This is a genomic window from Streptomyces sp. NPDC015144, assembly GCF_043079735.1.
Classification (GTDB): domain Bacteria; phylum Actinomycetota; class Actinomycetes; order Streptomycetales; family Streptomycetaceae; genus Streptomyces.
This window is the reverse complement of record NZ_JBIBUU010000037.1, coordinates 1-21,649: the sequence shown is the minus strand read 5'-3', so window position 1 is coordinate 21,649 and position 21,649 is coordinate 1. Positions and strand designations below refer to the sequence as shown.

22 protein-coding genes are annotated in these 21,649 nt (G+C 72.8%); 14 read left to right on the top strand and 8 right to left on the bottom strand.

Annotation, left to right across the window (positions count from 1 at the left end; genetic code table 11):
* From ACF08W_RS34445 to amaP, 8 genes are all read left to right on the top strand, one after another.
* On the top strand, positions 1-258 hold a 258-nt coding region (locus tag ACF08W_RS34445), incomplete at its 5' end, for an AAA family ATPase (RefSeq protein WP_392280110.1).
* Positions 259-601: 343 nt separating this feature from the next.
* The gene (locus tag ACF08W_RS34440; RefSeq protein ID WP_010987827.1) at positions 602-823 is read left to right on the top strand and encodes a helix-turn-helix domain-containing protein; all 222 of its coding nucleotides are present in this window, start codon (positions 602-604) and stop codon (positions 821-823) included.
* 143 nt (positions 824-966) lie between these two features.
* Entirely contained in the window at positions 967-1,758 is a 792-nt protein-coding gene (locus ACF08W_RS34435; RefSeq protein WP_385211573.1) for an enoyl-CoA hydratase/isomerase family protein, read from the top strand.
* Positions 1,759-2,001: 243 nt separating this feature from the next.
* Positions 2,002-2,475: an Asp23/Gls24 family envelope stress response protein gene (locus ACF08W_RS34430; RefSeq protein ID WP_352280286.1), complete on the top strand. Its 474-nt coding sequence runs from the start codon at positions 2,002-2,004 to the stop codon at positions 2,473-2,475.
* 33 nt (positions 2,476-2,508) lie between these two features.
* Positions 2,509-2,700 carry a hypothetical protein gene (locus ACF08W_RS34425; protein ID WP_352280287.1) on the top strand — a complete coding sequence of 64 codons (192 nt, stop codon included), beginning with the start codon at positions 2,509-2,511 and terminating at the stop codon, positions 2,698-2,700.
* Positions 2,697-3,059: a hypothetical protein gene (locus tag ACF08W_RS34420; protein ID WP_392281700.1), complete on the top strand. Its 363-nt coding sequence runs from the start codon at positions 2,697-2,699 to the stop codon at positions 3,057-3,059. The genes ACF08W_RS34425 and ACF08W_RS34420 overlap by 4 nt, the downstream gene beginning before the upstream one ends.
* Complete coding sequence (locus ACF08W_RS34415) at positions 3,056-3,739, top strand: DUF6286 domain-containing protein (protein WP_392281699.1); 684 nt, start codon at positions 3,056-3,058, stop codon at positions 3,737-3,739. The genes ACF08W_RS34420 and ACF08W_RS34415 overlap by 4 nt, the downstream gene beginning before the upstream one ends.
* Positions 3,736-4,323, top strand: a complete 588-nt coding sequence (gene amaP, locus ACF08W_RS34410) for an alkaline shock response membrane anchor protein AmaP (protein ID WP_392281698.1) — start codon at positions 3,736-3,738, stop codon at positions 4,321-4,323. Before ACF08W_RS34415 ends, amaP begins: the two co-directional genes overlap by 4 nt.
* Positions 4,324-4,389: 66 nt before the next feature.
* Here the strand turns inward: amaP and ACF08W_RS34405 are convergent, their stop codons facing one another.
* The 5 genes from ACF08W_RS34405 to ACF08W_RS34385 form a co-directional block, all read right to left on the bottom strand.
* Positions 4,390-5,145 carry an SDR family oxidoreductase gene (locus tag ACF08W_RS34405; RefSeq protein ID WP_352280291.1) on the bottom strand — a complete coding sequence of 252 codons (756 nt, stop codon included), beginning with the start codon at positions 5,143-5,145 and terminating at the stop codon, positions 4,390-4,392.
* 4 nt (positions 5,146-5,149) lie between these two features.
* Positions 5,150-6,949, bottom strand: coding sequence for a glycoside hydrolase family 15 protein (locus ACF08W_RS34400; protein WP_385211582.1), 1,800 nt, complete (start codon positions 6,947-6,949; stop codon positions 5,150-5,152).
* A gap of 115 nt (positions 6,950-7,064) precedes the next feature.
* The gene (locus ACF08W_RS34395; RefSeq protein WP_385211584.1) at positions 7,065-7,886 is read right to left on the bottom strand and encodes an SURF1 family protein; all 822 of its coding nucleotides are present in this window, start codon (positions 7,884-7,886) and stop codon (positions 7,065-7,067) included.
* Positions 7,887-7,979: 93 nt separating this feature from the next.
* A complete protein-coding gene (locus ACF08W_RS34390; protein WP_352280294.1) occupies positions 7,980-8,213 on the bottom strand; it encodes a hypothetical protein in 234 nt (77 codons plus the stop codon).
* Positions 8,214-8,276: 63 nt separating this feature from the next.
* The gene (locus ACF08W_RS34385; RefSeq protein WP_385211586.1) at positions 8,277-9,293 is read right to left on the bottom strand and encodes a DEDDh family exonuclease; all 1,017 of its coding nucleotides are present in this window, start codon (positions 9,291-9,293) and stop codon (positions 8,277-8,279) included.
* A 137-nt stretch (positions 9,294-9,430) separates the two neighbouring features.
* On the opposite strand from ACF08W_RS34385, the gene ACF08W_RS34380 reads away from it, so the two are divergent.
* The gene (locus ACF08W_RS34380) at positions 9,431-10,144 is read left to right on the top strand and encodes a VIT family protein (RefSeq protein WP_385211588.1); all 714 of its coding nucleotides are present in this window, start codon (positions 9,431-9,433) and stop codon (positions 10,142-10,144) included.
* Between the two features lie 12 nt (positions 10,145-10,156).
* Here the strand turns inward: ACF08W_RS34380 and ACF08W_RS34375 are convergent, their stop codons facing one another.
* Positions 10,157-13,261 carry an NACHT domain-containing protein gene (locus tag ACF08W_RS34375; RefSeq protein WP_392281697.1) on the bottom strand — a complete coding sequence of 1,035 codons (3,105 nt, stop codon included), beginning with the start codon at positions 13,259-13,261 and terminating at the stop codon, positions 10,157-10,159.
* Positions 13,262-13,420: 159 nt separating this feature from the next.
* On the opposite strand from ACF08W_RS34375, the gene ACF08W_RS34370 reads away from it, so the two are divergent.
* Together ACF08W_RS34370 and ACF08W_RS34365 are read left to right on the top strand one after the other, a co-directional pair.
* Positions 13,421-14,299 carry a sterol desaturase family protein gene (locus ACF08W_RS34370; protein ID WP_352280298.1) on the top strand — a complete coding sequence of 293 codons (879 nt, stop codon included), beginning with the start codon at positions 13,421-13,423 and terminating at the stop codon, positions 14,297-14,299.
* Positions 14,296-14,979: a lysoplasmalogenase gene (locus tag ACF08W_RS34365; RefSeq protein WP_385211592.1), complete on the top strand. Its 684-nt coding sequence runs from the start codon at positions 14,296-14,298 to the stop codon at positions 14,977-14,979. The genes ACF08W_RS34370 and ACF08W_RS34365 overlap by 4 nt, the downstream gene beginning before the upstream one ends.
* Here ACF08W_RS34365 and ACF08W_RS34360 read toward each other — a convergent pair.
* On the bottom strand, positions 14,969-16,384 hold the full coding sequence (locus ACF08W_RS34360) for a CoA transferase (RefSeq protein ID WP_392281696.1): 1,416 nt from the start codon (positions 16,382-16,384) through the stop codon (positions 14,969-14,971). The genes ACF08W_RS34365 and ACF08W_RS34360 overlap by 11 nt on opposite strands.
* Positions 16,385-16,511: 127 nt before the next feature.
* Entirely contained in the window at positions 16,512-18,047 is a 1,536-nt protein-coding gene (locus ACF08W_RS34355) for a S8 family serine peptidase (protein WP_385211596.1), read from the bottom strand.
* Positions 18,048-18,343: 296 nt separating this feature from the next.
* Here ACF08W_RS34355 and ACF08W_RS34350 point away from each other — a divergent pair, with 296 nt between their 5' ends.
* From ACF08W_RS34350 to moaA, 3 genes are all read left to right on the top strand, one after another.
* Positions 18,344-18,712, top strand: a complete 369-nt coding sequence (locus ACF08W_RS34350; protein ID WP_352280302.1) for a DUF485 domain-containing protein — start codon at positions 18,344-18,346, stop codon at positions 18,710-18,712.
* A complete protein-coding gene (locus ACF08W_RS34345) occupies positions 18,709-20,349 on the top strand; it encodes a cation acetate symporter (RefSeq protein ID WP_385211598.1) in 1,641 nt (546 codons plus the stop codon). Before ACF08W_RS34350 ends, ACF08W_RS34345 begins: the two co-directional genes overlap by 4 nt.
* 206 nt (positions 20,350-20,555) lie before the next feature.
* On the top strand, positions 20,556-21,545 hold the full coding sequence (gene moaA, locus ACF08W_RS34340; RefSeq protein WP_385211600.1) for a GTP 3',8-cyclase MoaA: 990 nt from the start codon (positions 20,556-20,558) through the stop codon (positions 21,543-21,545).
* The last annotated feature ends 104 nt before the right edge of the window (positions 21,546-21,649 follow it).

Sequence of the window (21,649 nt, the reverse complement as noted above, 5' to 3'; positions counted from 1 at the left end):
AAGACCCGCCTCGCCCTGGCCACCCTCGTGGTCTCCTCCGCCAACGTGCTGCTCCTGGACGAGCCGACCAACAACCTCGACCCGGCCAGCCGCGAGGAGATTCTCGGCGCACTGCGCACCTACAAGGGCGCCGTCGTCCTCGTCACCCACGACGAGGGAGCGGTCGAGGCCCTCCAGCCGGAGCGCATCATCCTGCTGCCGGACGGGGTCGAGGACCTGTGGGGCGCGGACTACCGGGACCTGGTCGCACTGGCCTGATCCGCCCGCCGCCCGGCCCGGTCCCCCCTGTCTGGATCATTCGGCCTACGCGTGATCCATCATCTGCGTGAGGGCGTCTCGTACCCGGTCGTGGGGCCCGGCGGAAACCCGCCGGGCCCACCCGTATGGCGGGCCGAGCCGCCCGGACGGCCCTGACCTGCCGATTCGCCCCGGACCGTGTCCCGGCTGCCCCCACAACCCCACGGAATACGGGGTTCCCGGCGGGTCCGGCCCCCGTCCGGCCGGGAACGCGCGCGCACGGACCTTGCCGAATGGGTGGCCAGGAAGCCCCCGAGGGGTGATCATGAGAAGTCCAGAGCGCACTTCCCATGAGGAGGCACGGGTGGCCGAGACTCTGAAGAAGGGCAGCCGGGTGACCGGCGCCGCGCGTGACAAGCTCGCGGCAGACCTGAAGAAGAAGTACGACTCCGGTGCGAGCATCCGGGCGTTGGCCGAAGAGACCGGCCGCTCCTACGGATTCGTCCACCGGATGCTCAGCGAGTCCGGAGTGACGCTGCGGGGACGCGGCGGAGCGACACGGGGCAAGAAGGCCACCACGGCCTGACGGTGATGGCCGGGGCAGGCCGCAGGCCCGTCCCGGAGCTCATCGGTTCGGTGGTGCCACCCGGTCGGCAGCGATGCGGACCGGGTGGTTACTGTTCAGTCACTTAGCTCCGCATGCCGACTGAACCGATCCGGAGGCGCCCCATGACCTCGCTCGACCCCGTGCTCGACAAGGACGGCGTACGACTCACCGTCGACGACGCGGTCGCCACGGTGACCCTCACCAATCCGGCCAAGCGCAACGCCCAGTCTCCCGCTCTGTGGCGGGCGTTGACGGAAGCCGGTCGGGCCCTGCCCGGCAGTGTGCGGGTCGTCGTGCTCCGCGGCGAGGGCAAGTCCTTCTCCGCGGGGCTGGACCGGCAGGCGTTCACCCCCGAGGGGTTCGACGGTGAGCCGTCCTTCCTCGACATGGCGCGCGGCTCGCAGGACGAGCTGGACGCGACCATCGCCGAGTACCAGGAGGCGTTCACCTGGTGGCGCCGGAACGACCTCGTGTCGATCGCGGCGGTCCAGGGGCACGCGATCGGTGCCGGCTTCCAGCTCGCCCTCGCCTGCGATCTGCGGATCGTCGCCGAGGACGTGCAGTTCGCCATGCGCGAGACCAGTCTCGGGCTGGTGCCCGACCTCACCGGTACGCACCCCCTGGTGCACCTGGTGGGGTACGCCCGCGCGCTCGAAATCTGCGCCACCGGCCGCTTCGTGCACGCCGAGGAGGCCGAGCGCACCGGCCTGGCCAACCTCGTGGTGCCCGCCGGTGAGCTGGACGCGGCGGCCCGGGACCTGGCCGGCGCGCTGCTGGCCGCCCCGCGCGACGCCGTGGTGGAGACCAAGGCGCTGCTGGGCGGTGCCGTCGCGCGCGGTTACGAGGAGCAGCGGGCCGCCGAGCGCGCCGCGCAGGGCCGTCGGCTGCGCGACCTGGCGGGCCTCTCCGACTGAACCCCGGCCTCACCCGGCCCCGCGGGGCGGATCCGTACTCCGGATCCGCCCCGCACCCGTTCCCGCCCTCCGTTCCCCGCTTTCGGCCCTCCGCCTTCCATTCCCCGTTCCTCGTTCCCCGCTTTCCGCACGGGCCGTCGCCCGTCGTCCCTTCCCCGGCATGCCGCACCCGTGGCGCGCGACCGGGCAACCGCCCCTAATGTGGGCAAAGAGGCACATTCTGCCCTGAAGGGAAACATGGCGATGACCGAAACCACGCAGCGGAACCGGCCCGACAACCCCGACAAGGAATCGAGCCCGCTCACCAGGCGCGGCCAGGGAGCCCCCGCCACCCGCGGCCGTACGACCATCTCCGACGGGGTGGTCGAGAAGATCGCCGGCATGGCGGCCCGCGACGTGGTCGGCGTCCACGCGATGGGCAGCGGCCTCTCCCGGACCTTCGGCGCGATGCGCGACCGGGTGCCGGGCGGCGGCAAATCCGTCACCCGAGGGGTGAAGGCGGAGGTCGGCGAGGTCCAGACCGCGCTCGACCTGGAGATCGTCGTCGACTACGGCGTCTCGATCGGCGAGGTCGCCCGGGACGTCCGGGAGAACGTGGTCGCCGCCGTCGAGCGGATGACCAGCCTGGAGGTCGTCGAGGTCAACATCGCGGTCAGCGACGTGAAGCTGCCCGACGAACCCGATGACGACGATCAGCCCGAGCCACGTCTCCAGTAGGTCCGGTCGGCCCGCACAGTCGAGGAGCGCACGATGAGCATGGCGGTGGTCGGCATGGTGGCCGGCATGGCACTCGGATTCGCCGGGTACTTCGGCGGATTCGGGGCCTTCCTGCTGGTGGCGGCCCTGGGAGCGGTCGGCTTCGTCGCCGGCCGCCTCCTGGAGGGCGATCTGGAGCCCGGTGACTTCTTCCGGAGCCGCGACCGCGGCGACCGACGGCGATGACGGCCGTGCCGGAGGCGGGCGCCCGGATCGCCGCGGGGGAGCGGGGGGAGACCCGGATCGCCGACCGGGTGATCGCGAAGCTCGCCGCGCAGGCGGCGAAGGAGGCGGTCGGCCGGCCGCCCGAGGGAGGCGCCGCGCCGCGCGCCACGGTCACCGTGCACCGGGACACCGCCCGCGTCCGGGTGAGCCTGGAACTCGGCTACCCCTGCGACATCGGCCACCGGTGCGGTGCGGTACGGCGCCGGGTCGTCGAACGGGTGGAGGCCCTGGCGGGGATGGACGTGCCCGAGGTGACCGTACAGGTCGAACGGCTGCACCCGACCGGAGCGGGCGCCGCTGCGCGGGGGTGGATCCGGTGACCGGACCCGAAGAGCCCGGGCACGGCACACCGTCCCCCGACGCGGCCGGAACCGAGCGGGGCGAGGTCCTCCAGCTCGACCGGTCCACCTTGTCCACCGCCCGCGAACCGGCCCCCGGGCGGCGGGCGGCGGGCGGCCGGGCCGCCCGCTTCTGGGCGCGGCGCCGCATCCCCGCGGCGCTCCTCGCGCTCGTGGTCCTCGGCGGAAGCGGGCTGCTGCTCTACGACGTGGCTGCGGTACGGGCCGGCCGCCCCGCGATGCGATGGCGTCGCGACCTCGCCGACCAGCTGGCCGAGCGCCCGCTCTCCGACGTCTGGCTGCTCGGCGCCGCCGCCCTCGCCGTGCTGATCGGTCTGTGGCTGCTCCTGCTGGCCGCCACCCCCGGCCTGCGCGCCCTGCTGCCGATGCGCCGCGACCGCCCCGACGTCCGGGCCGCCCTCGACCGCTCCGCCGCCGCCCTGGTGCTGCGCGACCGGGCCGTCGAGATCGCCGGGGTGCAGTCGGTGCGGGTCCGGATGGGCCGGCGCCGGGCGGCGGTGCGCGCCGTGTCGCACTTCCGCGCACTCGACGACGTACGGGCCGATCTGGAGACCGTGCTCCGGACCGGGGTCACGGAGCTGGGGCTGGCCCGGCCGCCGAGCCTGTCCGTGCGGGTGCGCCGGCCGGCGAAGAAGGGATGACGTCGATGCTCAGGACCGTCAACCGGGTGCTGCTCGGGCTGGCCGGGCTGGTGCTGGTCTGCGGCGGCGGCGCGGTCCTCGCCGCCGGGACCGGACTCTCCGTACCGTCCTGGTGGCCCTGGCGGGGCAAGGACGACGTGCTGCTCTCCGTGGCCGACCGGAACCGCTGGCGCGGGGAGGGCTGGTGGTGGCCCACGGTCATCGCCGTCCTCGCCGTCGTGGTCGTCCTCGCCCTGTGGTGGCTGCTGGCCCAGACGCGCCGCGCCCGCCTCGCCGAGGTGCTGGTGGACAGCGGCGACGGCGAGGGGGCGCTGCTGCGCGGCCGGGCCCTGGAGGGGGCGGTCGCCGCGGAGGCGGGGGCGCTGGACGGGGTGGACCGCGCCCAGGCCGCGCTGACCGGCAGACGGTCCGCGCCACGGGCCCGGATCACCCTGCTGATGGAGCCGCACGCGACCCCGGACGAGGTGCTCGGCCGCCTCACCGACGAGACGCTGGCCCACGCCCGCGACTCGGCGGGACTGGCCGATCTGCCGGCCGATGTGCGGCTGAAGGCGGTCGGACACCGGGCCGAGCGGGTGAACTGACCCACCACCCACCCCCGGCGCGTGCGCCGGGGGCCGCGGGACGCGCGGACGGTGGCGGACGGTGGCTCAGAAGCCGTGCCGGGAGCCGCCGTCGACCGGCAGCATGATGCCGGTCAGGTACGAGGCCGCGGGCGACAGCAGGAACGCCGCGGTCCGGCCGAACTCCTCCGGGGTACCGTACCGGCGCAGCGGAATCCGCGCCGAGTTGGCCGCCCGGGCCGCCTCCGCGTCGCCCGACAGGGCGTCCAGCTCCCGCACCCGGTCCGTGTCGATCCGGGCCGGGAGCACGCCCACCACCCGGATGCCCCGGGGACCCAGCTCGTCGGCGAGCGACTTCGCGAAACCCGCGAGACCGGGACGCAGCCCGTTGGAGATGGTGAGCCCGGCGATCGGCTCGTACACGGAACCGGAGAGCACGAAGCCGATCACCCCGCCCTCGCCGAGCACCGCCGCCGCGGCCCTGGCGAGCCGCACCGCCCCCAGGAACACCGACTCGAAGGCCGACTGCCACTGCTCGTCGGTGTTGTCGGCGACGAACCCGGGTGCCGGGCCGCCGACGCTGATCAGAATGCCGTCCAGCCGGCCGAACCGCTCGTGCGCCGCCTCCATCAGGTGCCGCGCGGAGTCGGGGTCGGCGTTGTCGGCGGCCAGCCCCACCGCGTCCGGCCCCAGCTCGGCGGCGGCCGCCTCGGCGCGTCCCGCGTCGCGTCCGGTGACGATCACCTTCGCGCCGTCGGCGGCGAGGGCCCGCGCCGTGGCGTTGCCCAGCCCCCGGGTCGCTCCGGTGACGATGTACACACGGTCCTTCAGTCCAAGATCCATGCCCCTATCCTGCCGCGTCCGGCTCCAGGGTGTCCTCACCGGCCAGCGCCATGGCGGTGCCGACCAGGCCGATGTGGCTGAACGCCTGCGGGAAGTTGCCGAGCAGACGGCGGCCGACGGTGTCGTACTCCTCGGAGAGCAGCCCCACGTCGTTGCGGAGCTCCAGCAGCTGTTCGAAGAGCTCCTTGGCCTCCGCCTTCCGTCCGGTCATGACCAGTGCGTCGGCCAGCCAGAACGAGCAGGCCAGGAAGGCTCCCTCGGTGCCGGGCAGTCCGTCGATCGAGGCGCCGTCGGTGCTGTAGCGGCGCAGCAGGCAGCCGTGGCCCAGCTCGGCCCGGACCGCGTCGACCGTCCCGGCCAGCCGGGGGTCGTCCGGCGGCAGGAACCCGGTCCGGGCGATCAGCAGGGTCGCGGCGTCCAGGTTCCGGGAGCCGTAGGACTGGGTGAAGGTGTTGCGCACCGGGTCGTACCCCTTCTCGCACACCTCCCGGTGCACCGCGTCCCGCATGGCCCGCCACCGCTCGGCGTCACCGGCCAGCGAGGGATTGCCCTCCAGGGTGCGGACGGCGCGGTCTGCGGCGACCCAGGCCATCACCTTGGAGTGCACGAAGTGGCGGCGCTGGCCGCGGATCTCCCACAGCCCCTCGTCCGGCTCCCGCCAGGTCGACTCCAGGAAGCCGAGCAGGCTGAGCTGGAGGTTCCAGGCGTGCGGTTTGTCGTCCAGACCCGCCTCGCGGGCGAGCCGCAGCGAGTCGATGACCTCCCCGTACACATCGAGCTGGCGCTGGCGGACCGCCTCGTTGCCGATCCGGACCGGGGCGGAGTTCTCGTAGCCCGCCAGCCACGGCAACTCCGTCTCGGGAAGTCTGCGCTCGCCCGCGAGCCCGTACATGATCTGGAGGTCGGCCGGATCCCCGGCGACCGCCCGCAGCAGCCAGTCCCGCCAGGCGGCGGCCTCCTCCAGGTAGCCGGCCGAGAGGAGGGCGCCCAGGGCCAGGGTGGAGTCCCGCAGCCAGCAGAAGCGGTAGTCCCAGTTCCGTACGCCGCCGATCTCCTCCGGCAGCGAGGTGGTGGGCGCCGCCACGATGCCGCCGGTCGGGCCGAAGGTCAGCGCCTTCAGCGTGATCAGCGAGCGGACCACCGCCTCCCGGTAGGGGCCCCGGTACTCGCACCGGGCCGACCATTCGGCCCAGTCGGACAGGGTGTTCTCCAGCGCCTCGTGCGGGTCCACGAGGTCGGGGCGGGGCGAGTGCGAAGGATGCCAGGTCAGGACGAACGCGACCTTCTCGCCCGCCGTGACGGTGAACGACGAGCAGGTGGAGAACTGCTGGCCCCAGGTCTTGACCGGCGGCTCGCTGCGCAGCCAGGCGGAGTCCGGCCCGGCGACCGCCACCCGGTGCCCCTTCGAGCGGCGCATCCACGGCACCACCGAGCCGAAGTCGAAGCGCAGCCGGATCACCGAACCCATCTCGACGGTGCCGCTGACGCCCTCGACGATCCGCATCACCTCGGGCTCCTTGTCCCGGTGCGGCATGAAGTCGATGACCTTGACGGTGCCGGTACGGGTCTCCCAGAAGGTTTCCAGGACCAGGGAGTCACCCGCGTAGCCGCGCCGGGTGCAGACCTCCGCGCCGCGCGGGGCGATCCGCCAGTGGCCGTTCTCCTCGTCGCCGAGCAGCGCGGCGAAGCAGGCACCCGAGTCGAAGCGGGGCAGGCACAACCAGTCGACGGACCCGTTCCTGCCGACCAGGGCGGCCGTCTGGAGATCGCCGATGAGGGCATAGTCCTCGATGAGTGGGGTCACGTACTGCCGTGTTCCCGGAGGGACGCCCGGTTAAGCAGACCCGGACGGCGGAGGTCACCCGGCCGGTACGCCGTGCCCGCATCCGGCGGACACCACCGGCCCGGCGGGCCGGACATCAGGCCGTGGCGGGTTCCGGTTTCTCCGGCGACCCGGGCCCGGCGGGCTGTTCCCCGGCGGCCGCCTTCGCCGCGGCCTCCAGCCGGTCGCGCTTCTCGCGGCGGGCCAGGACCACGTAACCGACCGGGACACCGGCGGCGAAGAGCCACCACTGCACGGCGTACGCCATGTGCGGACCGATCGAGCCGTCGTCCGGGGCCTCGATCAGCTCCGGGAGGCCGCCGAGGGGCTCGGGGGCGGTCAGCTCGATGTAGCCGCCGAACACCGGCCGGGAGAGCCGCTCGGCCTGCTGGGCGCTGTTGATCAGCATCACCTGACGGTCCGGAAGGTCGGAGATGTCCTTGATGCCGCTGCCGCTGGTCGTTTCGTCGGCCTTGAGCCGTCCGGTGATCCGCACCTCGCCCTCGGGGACGAGCGGGACGTCGGGGAAGGCGCTCTGGCTGGCGGCGGAGGGCACCCAGCCGCGGTTGACCAGGACCGTGCCGCCGCCCTTGAGATCGAAGGGGATCAGCACATGGACGCCGATCCGGCCGTCGGCCGCGGTCCGGCGGCGCACCACCACCTCGTGCTCGCTGTCGTACGTACCGGTGGCCGTCACCGTCCGCCAGTAGTCGGAGCGCGGGACGGTGTGACCCGGGGAGGTGAGCGAGGCGACCGGGACCGGCTTCGCCTTGAGGTTGCGGGAGATCAGGGCGTTCTGCGCGACCTTGTGCTCGTGCCGGTGCAACTGCCAGAAGCCCAGCTCGACCATCGCGGGGATCAGGACGAGGACGAGCAGGGCGAGGGCCAGCCACTGCCGGGTCAACAGGAAGCGGTACACCCCACGACCGTACAACCGCGTCGTGGGGCGCCGTGCGCAGGGGTGGGGGAAGCGGGCGGGGGGCGGTGGGGGCGCCGCTCCGGCCTGGTCCGTTCAGACCTTGTCGATGATGCCCACCTGCCCCTCGGCGCGGGAGCAGTGACCGCCGCAGAACCAGTGCCCGTCGACCTCGACGCCCTGGCCGATGATCTGGACCCGGCAGTGCTCGCAGATGGGCGCCATCCGGTGAATGGCGCAGGAGAAGCAGTCGAAGACGTGCACCGCGCCCTGCGCGTGCACCTCGAAGGACATGCCGTAGTCGTTTCCGCAAACCTCACAACGTGCCATGAGCCACAGGGTGGGACGGGAGGACGGCGACGGGCGAGCGGCGGGCGGGCGAGTCGCGCCGGTTCACTCCGATGACGGCGGAGCCGCCGACGACGGAGCCGCCGCCCGGCCCGACGCCGGGGCGACGTCGCGCAGCAGGTGGGTGAAGGCGCTCTCGTCCACGATCGGGGTGCCGAACGACTTGGCCTTGACCGTCTTCGACGTCGCCGAGTCCGGGTCGTTGGTGACCAGCAGGCTGGTCAGCCGGGAGACGCTCGTCGCCACATGCAGCCCGGCCTCCACGGCCCGGTCCTCCAGCAGCTCGCGGTCTATCGAGGTGTCGCCGGAGAACGCCACCCGCATGCCCTGCATCAGCGGCTTCTCCTTCTCGTACCGCCCCGGGTTGGGGTACGGGCACGGCGGGCGCTTGCGCGAGGGGCGCCAACTGCCGTGACCGTACGAGGACTGGTAGCCCACCCTCGGGGTGACCGGCGACTCCGACCACTCGGTCAGCGGCCGGCACTCCAGCAGCGGCAGCCGCACCCCGTCCCGCGCCGCCGCGTGCAGACTCGGCCGGAACGCCTCGGCCAGCACCCGGGCGTCGTCCAGCGCGTGGTGGGCGCGCTGCTGCACGACGCCGAAGTGCGCGGCCAGCGACTCCAGCTTGTGGTTGGGCAGCGGCAGCCGCAGCTCCTTGGCGAGCGCGATGGTGCACAGCCGCTGCTCGACGGGGGCGACGACCGAGGCCCGCGCGTACTCCCGGGCGAGCATCGACCAGTCGAACGCCGCGTTGTGCGCGACGAGCACCCGCCCGGCGAGCCGCTCCGAGAGCTGGGCGGCGATCTCCGGAAAGAGCGGAGCGCCCTCCAGCACGTCGCTGGTCAGTCCGTGGATCCAGACCGGGCCGGGATCGCGCTCGGGGTTGACCAGGGTGTACCAGTGGTCCTCGACATCGCCCTGCGCGTCCAGACGGTAGACGGCGGCGGACACTATCCGGTCGTCCCGGGCGAGTCCGGTGGTCTCCACGTCGACGACCGCGTACCCCTGCGGGTACGCGGTCGGCCACGGTGCTGCGGTCTGGCGGTCGTCGAGCATGGTCACAGAGAATACGGGCCGCCACTGACAGTCTCCTATTCGGGAACGGAAGGAGCCCGCGGGTGCCCGGACATCGTGTGACACCCGGCGGGGCGCCGGCCCAATGCGCCGCGCGGCGCCGCCCGGGGTGAGACCATCCCCGGGTGACGGATATCCCGACGCACCACGAACCGCACGGCAACGGACTCGGCGCCCGGCTGAACTGGCTGCGCGCCGCGGTCCTCGGCGCCAACGACGGTGTGGTCTCCACCGCGGGCCTGGTCGTCGGCGTCGCCGGCGCCACCGGCGACCGGGGCACCCTCCTCACGGCGGGCCTCGCCGGGCTGCTGGCCGGCTCCATGTCGATGGCCGCGGGGGAGTACGTCTCGGTCTCCACCCAGCGGGACTCGGAGCGGGCCGCCCTCGCGACGGAGAAACGCGAACTCATGGAGGCCCCGGAAGCGGAGCTCGACGAGCTGACCGGCCTGCTCGAGGGCAAGGGGCTGAGCCGCGAGGTCGCCCGCGAGGCCGCCGCCCAGCTCACCGAACGCGACGCGCTGCGCGCCCACGCGGCGGTCGAACTGGGGATCGACCCGGACGAACTGACGAACCCCTGGCACGCCGCGGGCGCCAGCTTCCTCGCCTTCACGGTCGGCGCCCTGCTGCCCCTGCTGGCGATCGTGCTCCCGCCGTCCGACGTGCGGCTCCCGGTGACCGTGGGCTCGGTGCTGGCCGCGCTGGCGCTCACCGGCTGGTGGAGCGCCCGCCTCGGGGAGGCCCGGATCGGCCCGGCGGTGCTGCGGAACATGGCGGGCGGCGCGGTGGCGATGGCGGTCACCTACGCGGCGGGGGAGTTGCTGGGGGCGGTCGGGGTGTGAGGCCCGGTTTCCTCAGCCGAGCCGTACGAGCCGTTCGGGCGGGAAGAGTTCGGCCCCGATGACTTCCGTCTCCTTGCCGAGGGTGATGGTGAGGCTGTCCCGATCGGCCAGGGGGGTCAGGTCGGCCGGCCCGTCGTTCCAGTGCGCGTACAGGGTCAGATGTGTCAGTGCGGGCAGTTCCCGGAGGTGAGCCAGACCCTCGGTGAGCAGACAGTGGGTGAGGACGAGCTTCTGGAGCCCGGTGAGGTCGGCGAGTGCGCTCAGGGCGGGAAGCGCCATCCCGCTGAGGTCGAGCCGGGTGAGACGCTGGAAGAACGGGTTCCGATGCATGTACCTGACGTGTCGCAGGTCCTGCAGGCCGAGCACGTTCAGTTCGGAGCACTGCTCGATGCCCTCCAGTCCCAGGTTGCCCACCTGGCGGCCGAGGACCATGGTCCTGAGACGCGGTCCCAGCGGCAGCTCGGAGAGGCTGTCGACAGGGAAGCGATGGCTCAGGTTGAGTCCGTGAAGCCCCGTGATCGACTCCAGATGGTCCTTGGGCAGGTCGGGGTGCAACTCGACCAACGAGAGCCAGGTCAGTGCGAGATCCGACAGCGGACTCAGATCACGGACCTCGGGGCACCGGCTGAGCAGCACTTCCGTGAGTGAGCGCATCGAGGCGAGTGGGGAGAGGTCGGTCAGCGCCTCGTTGTCGAGGACGATGAGCCTTTCCAGATCGTGGCGTGTGACCAGGTCGGAGAGATCCGGGCGATCGCCGTGGAGCCGAATGCTCCCGGCCCTGTCCACGTGCCGCAGGGCCGCCAGTTGCCTGTCGTTCGCCACGGCCAGGGGGACCGCGTTCCACTTCTGCGCCGCGAGTACCTCCCGGGCGTAGTCGTCGGTGTCGAATGCCCCCCACGCCTCGGACAGCTGGGCCGCCACCCAGTCCCGCCCGTCGTTCCGATACCCCTTGATCACCTCGAACGCCGCCTCACCCCCCACCAGTGCCGCCGTCCGCACCACGTACCCCGCCGCGTACTCGCCCGCCACCTCCTGCGGCTCCGGCAGCAGCCCCAGGACCAGTTCGCCCACCTCGGCCAGCGCCTCCGCCTCTTCGTGCGTACGCGGCGGCAGCAGCTCCGCCGTCCGTTCCCGGACCTCCGCGCGCACCGCCGGGTCCAGTTCCGGGGCGTGGTCCAGGGCGGCGGCCGCCAGGAGGACGAGGCGGCTGCCGTGCTCCTTCGTCCGGGCGGCGCGCTTCAGCAACTGCCGCAGCAGCTTCGCCCGTTCGTCCGCGCGGGCATGGCCCACCGCCATCTGGACCACGTCGTGCCACTGGTCGTCGTGCCCGTGCTTCACCAGGACGCCGAAGTCGCGGGCCTCCACCGCCGCCCTGGCGCCCAGGTAGTCCTGGAACGTCCGGTGCACGAACCCCACCGCGCCCGGGGCCGGTTCACGCAACAGGCCGCTCCGGATGAGGAGATGGGCGAAGACCTCCTCGGCGCCGCCCCGCACCTGGGGCATGGCCGTCAGCCACTCGCCCACCATCTCCTGGGCCTCGGCGCGGTCGGCCTCGGCCTGGCCGTTGCGGATCAGCCAGTACGCGAGGCGTTGCAGCAGCGCCGTCTGCTCCTCGCGGGTCAGGTCGACGCCCTCGACCCCGAGGATGTCGCGCTCGGTGTCCCGGCGCACCAGCAGCATGTCCAGGGCTGCGTCGTACAACTCCTTCCGGGCGCGCGGGAGCTGGGTCCTGCGGTCCCGGTTCAGCGCGCACAGCAGGGCGCACATCAGCGGGTTCGTCGCGAGCCGGGCCAGGTCCCGGCGGGTGCCCACCGCGCGCCGCAGCGACGCCTCGTACGCGTCGAGCCGTTCACGCTCCAGCGGGTCGGCGCACTCCGTGCGGGCGGCCCTGTGCCAGTGCTCGACGAACAGCCGGATGTCCTCCCGGCCCATCGGCAGCAGCACGTGCGGCGCGAAACCGGGCCCCGGACCGGACAGCCAGCCCTCCGGCACCGCCGACGGCCGGGTCGTCACCACGTACCGGGCGTTCGGGTACGCCGTGATCAGGTCCTTCAGCCATTTCTCGGTGCGCCGCCGCTGCCGCATCGGGACCTCGTCCACCCCGTCGACCAGGACCAGCGCCCGGCCCTCGGTCAGCAGCCGGTCGGCCCACCCGGCGGGCGCCGCGCCGTGCAGCGGGACCCCGCTCGCGCGGAGGAAGTCGTCCGGCGCGGGCAGCGGATCGTCCGAGGTGAACGCGCGCAGCCGCAGGACGAACGGCACGCAGCGGTTCCACTCCGCCAGGGCGGGGCCGAACGTCCGGCGGGCGGCGTTCACCGCCAGCCACTGCACCAGGGTGCTCTTGCCCGAACCGGCCGGGCCCCGCAGCAGCAGCCGGTCCGACCCGGCCAGGGCCTGCTCCACGGAGACCGCCACCGCGGCCGGGTGGTCCAGCCCGTCGTGGTGGCGGACCGCGTTCGTGCTCACCGTCAGGCTGATGTAGGCCGTCTCCAGCGGCCATTCGGCGGCCGTCCGCCCGAGCGTCAGCCCGAACAGCCCCATCCGGCCGTGCGAGGTGGCCATGAACCGCGCGTACCGGTGCTCGAACTCCAGCGCGGCGGCGTCCGGGCGCGGGCCGACCCGGTCCCGTACGTCCGCCACCAGATCGCGCGTCCGCGCCACCGAGCGGGTCTGCTCCACCGCCGCACGCGCCAGGAAGGACGGCTCGGCGGTCAGCTGCTCCACCAGATGCGCGCAGCACCGGACGAGCAGCTCCCCGTACAGCCCGGCCGCCCGCTCCGACAGGCCCGCGTCGGGCGGCGGCAGTTCGGCGGCCAGCCGTTGTGGATCGAGGTCCACGGCGAACAGCCGCTCCGGCGTCGGGCCGCCCGCCGCCGCGAAGGCGTCCCGTACCGCGTCCACCGCCGCCAGCCGCTCGTGCTCCGGCAGGTCGGCGTAGGTGGCGGCGAGCCGGTCACCGAGGACCCGGGCCAGCCGGTCCGGCTCCGCCGGGCGGGGGAGCGGGCGCACCGGATCCGGGACGAGCCCCGCGCCCGGCTTCTTCGTCAGCAGCGACCTGGCCACCGTGGAAGCGACCGTCGTCGCCAGCCGGAGCAGGGCAACTTCCAGACCGGACAAGCGCGTTCCCTCCCCGCCGGACACCTCGACGGAGGGATCGTACGACGCGTGGACGGCCCTCCTTGGCGGAAGCCTCCAAAGACTGCTGACAGCTTGTCTCGCATACTTGTTGGTAACCACCTCTAGTCCCCGGCCGACCTGCGGCTCTACGGTGCAGGCATGCCGCCGAACCTGCCCGATGTCGTGCTCTGGTCCATACCGGCCTTCGTCCTGCTCACCGTCCTGGAAATGGCCCTGCACCACTTCCACCCGGACGAGGAGACCGCCGGGTACGAGGCGAAGGACACCGTCACCAGCATCACCATGGGGCTGGGCAGTCTGGTCTTCGACCTGCTGTGGAAAGTCCCCATCGTCGCGATCTACACGGCGGTCTACGAACTGACCCCGCTCCGCGTCCCCGTGCTGTGGTGGACGATCCTGCTGATGCTGCTCGCGCAGGACTTCTTCTACTACTGGTCGCACCGCGGACACCATGTGATCCGCATCCTCTGGGCCTGCCACGTGGTCCACCACTCCAGCCGGAAGTTCAACCTCTCCACCGCGCTGCGCCAGCCCTGGACCTCGCTGACCGTCTGGCCGTTCTACCTGCCGATGATCGCGTGCGGGGTCCATCCGGCGGCGCTCGCCTTCTGCTCCTCGGCCAATCTCGTCTACCAGTTCTGGGTGCACACCGAACGCGTCGACAAGCTGCCCCGGCCCTTCGAGTACGTACTGAACACGCCGTCCCACCACCGGGTGCACCACGCCTCGCAGGGCGGCTACCTGGACCGGAACTTCGGCGGCATCCTGATCGTCTGGGACCGGCTCTTCGGCTCGTTCACCGCCGAGACCCAGCGCCCCGTCTTCGGCCTCACCAAGAACATCGAGACCTTCAACCCGCTCCGGGTCGCCACCCACGAGTACGCAGCGATCGCCCGTGACGTGCGGGCGGCGGGTACCTGGGGCGAGCGGGCCGGGCGGGTCTTCCGGGGCCCCGGCTGGCAGCCGGCCACCGCCCCCGCTCGTACCGCCCCCGCTCCCGAGGAGACCGCCGGATGACCACCGACACCACCCCGGACCCGCGGGAGCGTCTGGTACGCCCGCTGCTCGTCGCCTTCCTGGTGGCATCCGCCGTCGACCTCGTCGGGGTGCTCGCCGACCTCCCGGCCGCCCACCAGACGGCCAAGCCGCTGCTGATGCCGCTGCTGGCCGGGTACGCCGCCGCCCGGCGCGGGCCCCGGCTGCTCGTCGCGGCGCTGCTGTTCGGCTGGGGCGGCGACACCTTCCTGCTGTTCGACTCGGACCTCGGCTTCCTCGTGGGGATGGGCTCCTTCGCGGTGGGCCACGTCTGCTACCTGTGGCTCTTCGGACGGGTCCGCTCCTCGGTCCCGGTCGGGGTCGGGTACGCGGTCGTCCTGGCCACCGTCGTCGCGCTGCTGTGGAGCGGGCTGCCGGAAGGGCTGCGGATCCCGATGACCTGCTACAGCCTGCTGCTCGCGGCGATGGCCTACCGGGCGGGCACGCTCGGCCGGTACGCGGCTGTCGGCGGGGCGCTGTTCCTGCTCTCCGACACACTGATCGCCACCGACATCGCCGACTGGCCGCAACTGCCCGCCCCCGGCTTCTGGGTCATGTCCACCTACCTCGCGGCCCAGTTCCTGCTGACCGTCGGGGTGCTGGGCGCACAGGGGGCGACCGGGCGCGCGGCGGAGGGGACGGCGGAGCCCGTCAGTCCGTGAGCCAGTCGGCGGTGTCGGCCCCGAGGTGGCCGGGCGGCCGCGACCAGCCGGCGGGGCCGCCCTCGAACGCCACCGGTGACACCGCGTGCCGCAGCCGGCCCAGCGGACTGCCGGTCTCCGTCAGCCACCGCTCCGGCTCGTACGCGGCCCCCGTGCCCTCCCGGGCGGCCGGGGCGGGCAGTTCGCCGAGCAGCCAGGCGGCGGTGCGGGCCAGCGAGAGCGTCACCAGCCGGGAGCCGCCCGTGTCGTGCTGCTCGGTCAGCGCCCGCAGCACGGCGGCGGCCAGCAGATAGCCGGTGCCGTGGTCGAGCGCCTGGGCGGGCAGCGCGCCCGGCCGCTCCCCGTCCCCCGCCTCCACCGCCGCGATGCCGGTGGCCACCTGGACGAGGCTGTCGAAGCCGCGCCGTCCCGCCCACGGGCCGGCCGTCCCCCAGGCGGAGAGCCGGGCGACCACCACGCCCGGTCGGCGCGCGGCCAGTTCACCGGGTGCCAGCCCGAACCGGTCCAGCGCCCCGGGCCGGTAGCCGGTGACCACGACGTCCGCCCCGGACAGCAGCCGGTCGAGGGCGGCGGCCCCCGCCGGGGCGGCCAGGTCCAGCTCCACCGACCGCTTCCCGAACCCGGTGTCGGCGTGTGCGTCCTGGCTCTCCGGGAAGCGCGGCGGGTCGATCCGCAGCACGTCCGCGCCGAGCAGCGCGAGGGTACGGGTGGCGACCGGCCCCGCGATCACCCGGCTGAGGTCGAGGACCCGCACTCCGGCGGCGGGCAGCAGCGGATCGCCGGTGAGCGCCGCCGAGCCGCGCGCCGGTGCGTCGTCGAGCCGCTCCCGGCCCACCAGCCCGGTGGCCGCGACCGAGGCGCCCTGCGGGCCGGCCGCCCACTGCCCGGGGGTGCGGGCGGCCACGGCGAGACCGCCCGCCGCGTACACCGTCCGCTCGATCTCCTCGCCCCGGCGCCCCGCGAACGACGCGGCGACGGCCTCCACCGCGGGCCCGTCCGGGGTGTCCGGCGCCAGCCCCAGGGTGCCGAGCAGCCGGGACCGGTGGTGCGGGTAGTTGGCGTGGGTGCGGACCCAGCCGTCGGCGCAGGGCCAGAACCGGGACAGCGGGGCGAAGGTGACCGGCGCGCGTCCGTCGATCCGCAGATGGCGTTCGCTGACGAACGCCGTTGCCACCGCGGCCTCGTCGACCCGGACCCGGCCCACCGGGCGCCCGGTGCGGCGCGCGGCCAGTTCGGCGGCGGCCAGGGAGCACACCGCGACGGCGGACCGGGCCAGCTCCCGCACCGGCAGCCGGGACGGCAGCAGTCCCCCGGGGCCGTCCGCCCCGACCCGGTCGAGCAGCGCGGGATCACCGCCGAGCGCCGTCCACGCCTGCTCCGTACCGGACTTACGTGTCATCGCCATCCGCTCACTATGGCACCGGGTGCCACCTCGGGGAAGCGCCCCCGGCCGGGACGGCGGACGGCCACAGAAGACTGCGGGAGGGACCGGCCGCGTGCTCCGGTCCCTCCCGCCGCGTCATGGCGTACCGCTACCAGCGGACCGCGTTCAGCGCGTTCACCACACCGGCACCGTAGAAGCCGTTCTTCTTCTTGCCGCCCTCGCAGACGGCGTCGACCGTGCCGTCGCCGTCGATGTCGTACGGGGCACCGCACGCGGTGGCGTCCGCCTCCGCGAGCAGCAGCGCCTTCACCGCGGCGGCCGAGGCGTGCGGGTGCGTCGACTTGATGAGGGCCGCGACCCCCGAGACGTGCGGCGCGGCCATCGACGTACCGGCCTTGTAGCCGTACTGGCCGTTGGGCAGCGTCGAAAGGATCAGACCGCTGGTCGCCGGCGGGGCGGGCGTCTGGTAGACCGTCGAGTCACCGCCCGGGGCCGACACGTCGATGACGCCGTTCCCGTAGTTCGAGTACGAGGCCTTCAGGCCCTTGGCGCCGGTCGCGGAGACCGTCACGACGCCCGGCAGCTGCGCGGGGATGTCCAGGCACTCGGACGGGTCGATCGTCCGGGTACCGGGCGTGGAGTCGTTCGGGCTGGTGGTGTCCTCGATCGCGTCGGAGGCCAGGTCGAAGGCGCTGTTGCCGGCCGAGGCGACGTTGACCGCGCCCTTGCCCTCCGCGTACCGGGTGGCCCGTGCGACGGCCTCGACCAGGGCGCCCTGGTCGGCGTCGTTCTTGCAGTTGAACATCCACGGGTCGGTGTAATAGCTGTTGTTCGTGACGTCGATCTTGTGCTCGGCGGCCCACATGAAACCGCAGACGATCGACTCGGTGTAGAAGAACCCGTCCGGGTTCGCGACCTTGATGGCGGCCAGCTTGACGCCCGGGGCGACGCCCGTGATGCCGACGCCGTTCTTCGCGGCCGCGATGGTCCCGGCGACATGCGTGCCGTGGTTGCTCTCGCCGGCCTTCGGGCGCCAGGCGCCGTCCGAGGTGTCCGCCACGCCGGAGGCACAGCTCGCGGACGCCGACCGGTCGAAGTTCGGGGCCAGGTCCGGATGGGTGTCGTCGACGCCCGTGTCGATGACCGCGACCGTGACCTTGCTGCTGCCCAGCGTCTTCTTGTGCGCCTGGTCCGCCTTGATCGCGGGCATGTCCCACTGGAGCGGTTCCATCGGGTCCTGGTCCGCGGTCGCCCCGGCCGCCGCCGCCTTCGCCTGCGCGGCGGTCAGCGGCTGCTCGGCCCCGGTGTCCGTGGTGGCCTGCGGGACGATCGGGTTGGTGCGGGTGGCCCCCACGGAGTCGACGCCCTTGACCCGGCGCATCGTCTGCGCGAAGTCCGGGGTCTGCGCGTGGACGACGATGACGCCGATCTTGTCGTAGGAGGCGACGACCGTGCCGCCGGCCTGGGATATCGCCTTCGTCACCTGCTTGACGGTCCCGGGACCGCTTCGCGTGTTGACCACGTAGGAGAGCTTCGGGCCGTCCGTCGACACCGCGGCCGCGGACGGCGCGTCCACGGGGGCGGCGGAGGCGGCGTTCGCGGGCAGGAAGCCGAGCGAGGCCGTGAGCGCCAGTCCGACGGGCAACGTGAGCGCGCGGGTCCGTCTGGAACGCAGATGAGCCATGGGGTCTCCACATCATCCGTGCCGGGCGACCGGACGCGGGCGCACCCGGTCGCGTACATGACCAGTGAAGTTATCGCTGATCATGCCCGCTCATCAATGAGTAGGGACGCCCTGATTCGGCCGGACGGGTGTCGAACATCGTGCGGGAGAAGTCCGCGGTCCGGTGAACCGACGCGCCGCGCCCTCCGTGCCGTTCGTCGGGGAAGGCGCGCCGACACCTGTTCCGCCGCTGCCGGACCCTCCTGTGAGACCCGCCGTCGTCCGACACCACCGCACCCGCGTCGCGAGGAGATTCCGTGGCTACCGATGCACCGCCGCCCGAGGCCGCCCAGGGGGAGGCCGGCCCCGACCGGCCCACGACCGAGGCCTTCCTCGCGATGCAGGAGAGCGAGGAGTTCGGTGAACTGCGCCGCTCGTACCGCTCGTTCGCCTTCCCGCTGACCATCGCGTTCGTCCTCTGGTACCTGCTCTACGTACTGCTGTCCAACTACGCGGGCGGCTTCATGGGCACCAAGGTGTTCGGCAACATCAACGTCGCCTTCGTCTTCGGCATCGCCCAGTTCGTCACCACCTTCCTCATCGCCTGGTTCTACTCGCGGCACGCCGCGGCGAAGCTCGACCCCAAGGCCGAGGCGATCAAGTCCCGTATGGAGGCCGACGCATGAGCGCCGCACACCCCTCGCACACCGTCCTCCAGCTCGCCGCCTCCTCGACCACCGAGCACCGGCCGCTGATCATCACGCTGTTCGCCGTCTTCGTCGCAGCCACCCTGGGCATCACGGTCTGGGCCGGCCGCCAGACCCGCAGCGCCGCCGACTTCTACGCGGGCGGCCGCCAGTTCACCGCCTTCCAGAACGGGCTCGCGGTCTCCGGCGACTACATGTCCGCCGCCTCGTTCCTCGGCATCGCCGGGGCCATCGCCCTCTTCGGCTACGACGGCTTCCTCTACTCCATCGGCTTCCTGGTCGCCTGGCTGGTGGCCCTGCTCCTGGTCGCCGAACCGCTGCGCAACTCGGGCCGCTACACGATGGGCGACGTCCTCGCCTACCGGATGCGCCAACGCCCGGTCCGTACCGCCGCAGGCGTCTCCACCATCGTCGTCTCGATCTTCTACCTGCTGGCCCAGATGGCGGGCGCGGGCGTCCTGGTCTCCCTCCTCCTCGGCATCACCAGCGACGCCGGAAAGATCCTCATCGTCGCCCTCGTCGGCGTCCTCATGATCGTCTACGTCACCATCGGCGGCATGAAGGGCACCACCTGGGTGCAGATGGTCAAGGCCGTCCTGCTGATCGCGGGCGCCCTGCTGATGACCTTCCTCGTGCTGCTGAAGTTCGACTTCAACATCTCCGACCTGCTCGGCACCGCCGCGGCGAAGAGCGGCCACGGAGCGGCGTTCCTGGAGCCCGGACTCAAGTACGGTGCCACCGGCACCTCCAAGCTGGACTTCCTCTCCCTGGGCATCGCCCTCGTCCTCGGCACCGCCGGCCTGCCGCACATCCTGATCCGCTTCTACACGGTGCCGACCGCCAAGGCCGCCCGTAAGTCGGTCAACTGGGCCATCGGCATCATCGGCGCCTTCTACCTGATGACGATCGCGCTCGGCTTCGGCGCCGCCGCCCTGATCGGCCCCGACGAGATCAAGGCCAAGAACCCGGCCGGGAACGCCGCCGCCCCGCAACTCGCCGAATACCTCGGCGGCGTCGGCTCCACCAGCGGCGCCGTCCTGCTCGCCGTGATCTCGGCCGTCGCCTTCGCCACCATCCTCGCCGTCGTCGCCGGCCTCACCCTCGCCTCCTCGTCCTCCTTCGCCCACGACATCTACGCCAACGTCATCCGCAAGGGGAAGGCCACCGAGAAGGAGGAGATGAAGGCCGCCCGCTGGGCCACCGTCCTCATCGGCGCCGTCGCGATCGTCCTCGGCGCCTTCGCCCGCGACATGAACGTCGCCGGACTGGTCGCCCTCGCCTTCGCGGTCGCCGCCTCCGCCAACCTGCCGACCATCCTCTACAGCCTCTTCTGGAAGCGGTTCACCACCCAGGGCGCCCTCTGGTCGATCTACGGCGGCCTCGCCAGCTCGGTGATCCTCGTGCTGTTCTCCCCGGTCGTCTCCGGCAACCCGAAGACCTCGATGTTCAAGGGCGTCGACTTCGCCTGGTTCCCGCTGGAGAACCCCGGCCTGATCTCCATCCCCCTGGGCTTCCTGCTCGGCTGGATCGGCTCCCTGCTGTCCAAGGAGGAGCCCGACCGGGGCAAGTACGCCGAGCTGGAGGTCAAGTCCCTCACCGGCGTCGGAGCCCACTGACGAGCCCACTGACCCGGGCCCGCGACCGGCGAGAACCCGGCTCCGCGGCCGTGTCGTAGATCCCTACGACACGGCCGCGCCCTCCTCGTGCCAAACGGGCCCCGCCCGCGGGGCCGCTCTCGCGTAGGCTCGGAAGAGGGCCGGAGATACCGGCCGGAGCGGGCGGGGGCCGGTACCCGCGACCGCGAACGGGGGAGGGGGACCACATGCTCATCGACACCTACGACCGGGTGGCCACCGACCTGCGCGTCTCGCTGACCGACCGGTGCAACCTGCGCTGCACCTACTGCATGCCGGAAGAGGGGCTCCAGTGGCTGGCCAAGCCCGACCTGCTCAGTGACGACGAGATCGTCCGGCTGGTCCGCATCGCCGTCACCCGCCTCGGCATCACCGAGGTCCGCTTCACCGGCGGCGAACCGCTGCTTCGCCCCGGGCTCGTCTCCATCGTCGAGCGGTGCGCCGCCCTCGACCCCCGCCCCCGGCTCTCCCTCACCACCAACGGCATCGGCCTGAAGCGCACGGCCGAGGCCCTCGAAGCCGCGGGCCTGGACCGGGTCAACGTCTCGCTGGACACCCTGCGCCCGGACGTCTTCAAGACCCTCACCCGCCGCGACCGCCACCACGACGTACTGGCCGGCCTCGAAGCCGCCCGCGACGCCGGACTCAACCCCGTCAAGGTCAACAGCGTCCTGATGCCGGGCCTCAACGACGACGAGGCCCCCGACCTGCTCGCCTGGGCCGTGGAACACGACTACGAGCTCCGCTTCATCGAGCAGATGCCGCTCGACGCCCAGCACGGCTGGAAGCGCGACGGAATGATCACGGCGGGCGACATCCTCGCCTCGCTGCGCACCCGCTTCACCCTCACCGAGGAGGACGCCGGGGCCCGGGGCTCCGCCCCCGCCGAGCGCTGGATCGTCGACGGCGGCCCCCACCGGGTCGGTGTCATCGCCTCCGTCACCCGCCCCTTCTGCCGGGCCTGCGACCGGACCCGGCTCACCGCCGACGGCCAGGTGCGCACCTGCCTCTTCGCCCGCGAGGAGACCGACCTGCGCGGCGCCCTGCGCTCCGGCGCACCGGACGAGGAGATCGCCCGGATCTGGACGCTCGCCATGTGGGGCAAGAAGGCCGGATCGGGCCTGGACGACCCGTCCTTCCTCCAGCCCGACCGGCCGATGTCGGCGATCGGCGGGTAGGAAACACGCCCTAGGTGTATTGACCCGCAGCGTTGTTGACGCGGCTGATCGGCGGGTGCCCGTCGAGTGCGGTGTGGCAGCGGTGGTGGTTGTAGGTGTGGAGG

Coding starts and splice junctions, on each gene's coding strand:
- ACF08W_RS34420 (WP_392281700.1), top strand. CDS start 2,697: ATGACGGCCGTGCCGGAGGCGGGCGCCCGGATCGCCGCGGGGGAGCGG.
- ACF08W_RS34370 (WP_352280298.1), top strand. CDS start 13,421: ATGCCGCCGAACCTGCCCGATGTCGTGCTCTGGTCCATACCGGCCTTC.
- ACF08W_RS34435 (WP_385211573.1), top strand. CDS start 967: ATGACCTCGCTCGACCCCGTGCTCGACAAGGACGGCGTACGACTCACC.
- amaP (WP_392281698.1), top strand. CDS start 3,736: ATGACGTCGATGCTCAGGACCGTCAACCGGGTGCTGCTCGGGCTGGCC.
- ACF08W_RS34430 (WP_352280286.1), top strand. CDS start 2,002: ATGACCGAAACCACGCAGCGGAACCGGCCCGACAACCCCGACAAGGAA.
- ACF08W_RS34365 (WP_385211592.1), top strand. CDS start 14,296: ATGACCACCGACACCACCCCGGACCCGCGGGAGCGTCTGGTACGCCCG.
- ACF08W_RS34360 (WP_392281696.1), bottom strand. CDS start 16,384: ATGGCGATGACACGTAAGTCCGGTACGGAGCAGGCGTGGACGGCGCTC.
- ACF08W_RS34390 (WP_352280294.1), bottom strand. CDS start 8,213: ATGGCACGTTGTGAGGTTTGCGGAAACGACTACGGCATGTCCTTCGAG.
- ACF08W_RS34425 (WP_352280287.1), top strand. CDS start 2,509: ATGAGCATGGCGGTGGTCGGCATGGTGGCCGGCATGGCACTCGGATTC.
- ACF08W_RS34355 (WP_385211596.1), bottom strand. CDS start 18,047: ATGGCTCATCTGCGTTCCAGACGGACCCGCGCGCTCACGTTGCCCGTC.
- ACF08W_RS34345 (WP_385211598.1), top strand. CDS start 18,709: ATGAGCGCCGCACACCCCTCGCACACCGTCCTCCAGCTCGCCGCCTCC.
- ACF08W_RS34405 (WP_352280291.1), bottom strand. CDS start 5,145: ATGGATCTTGGACTGAAGGACCGTGTGTACATCGTCACCGGAGCGACC.
- moaA (WP_385211600.1), top strand. CDS start 20,556: ATGCTCATCGACACCTACGACCGGGTGGCCACCGACCTGCGCGTCTCG.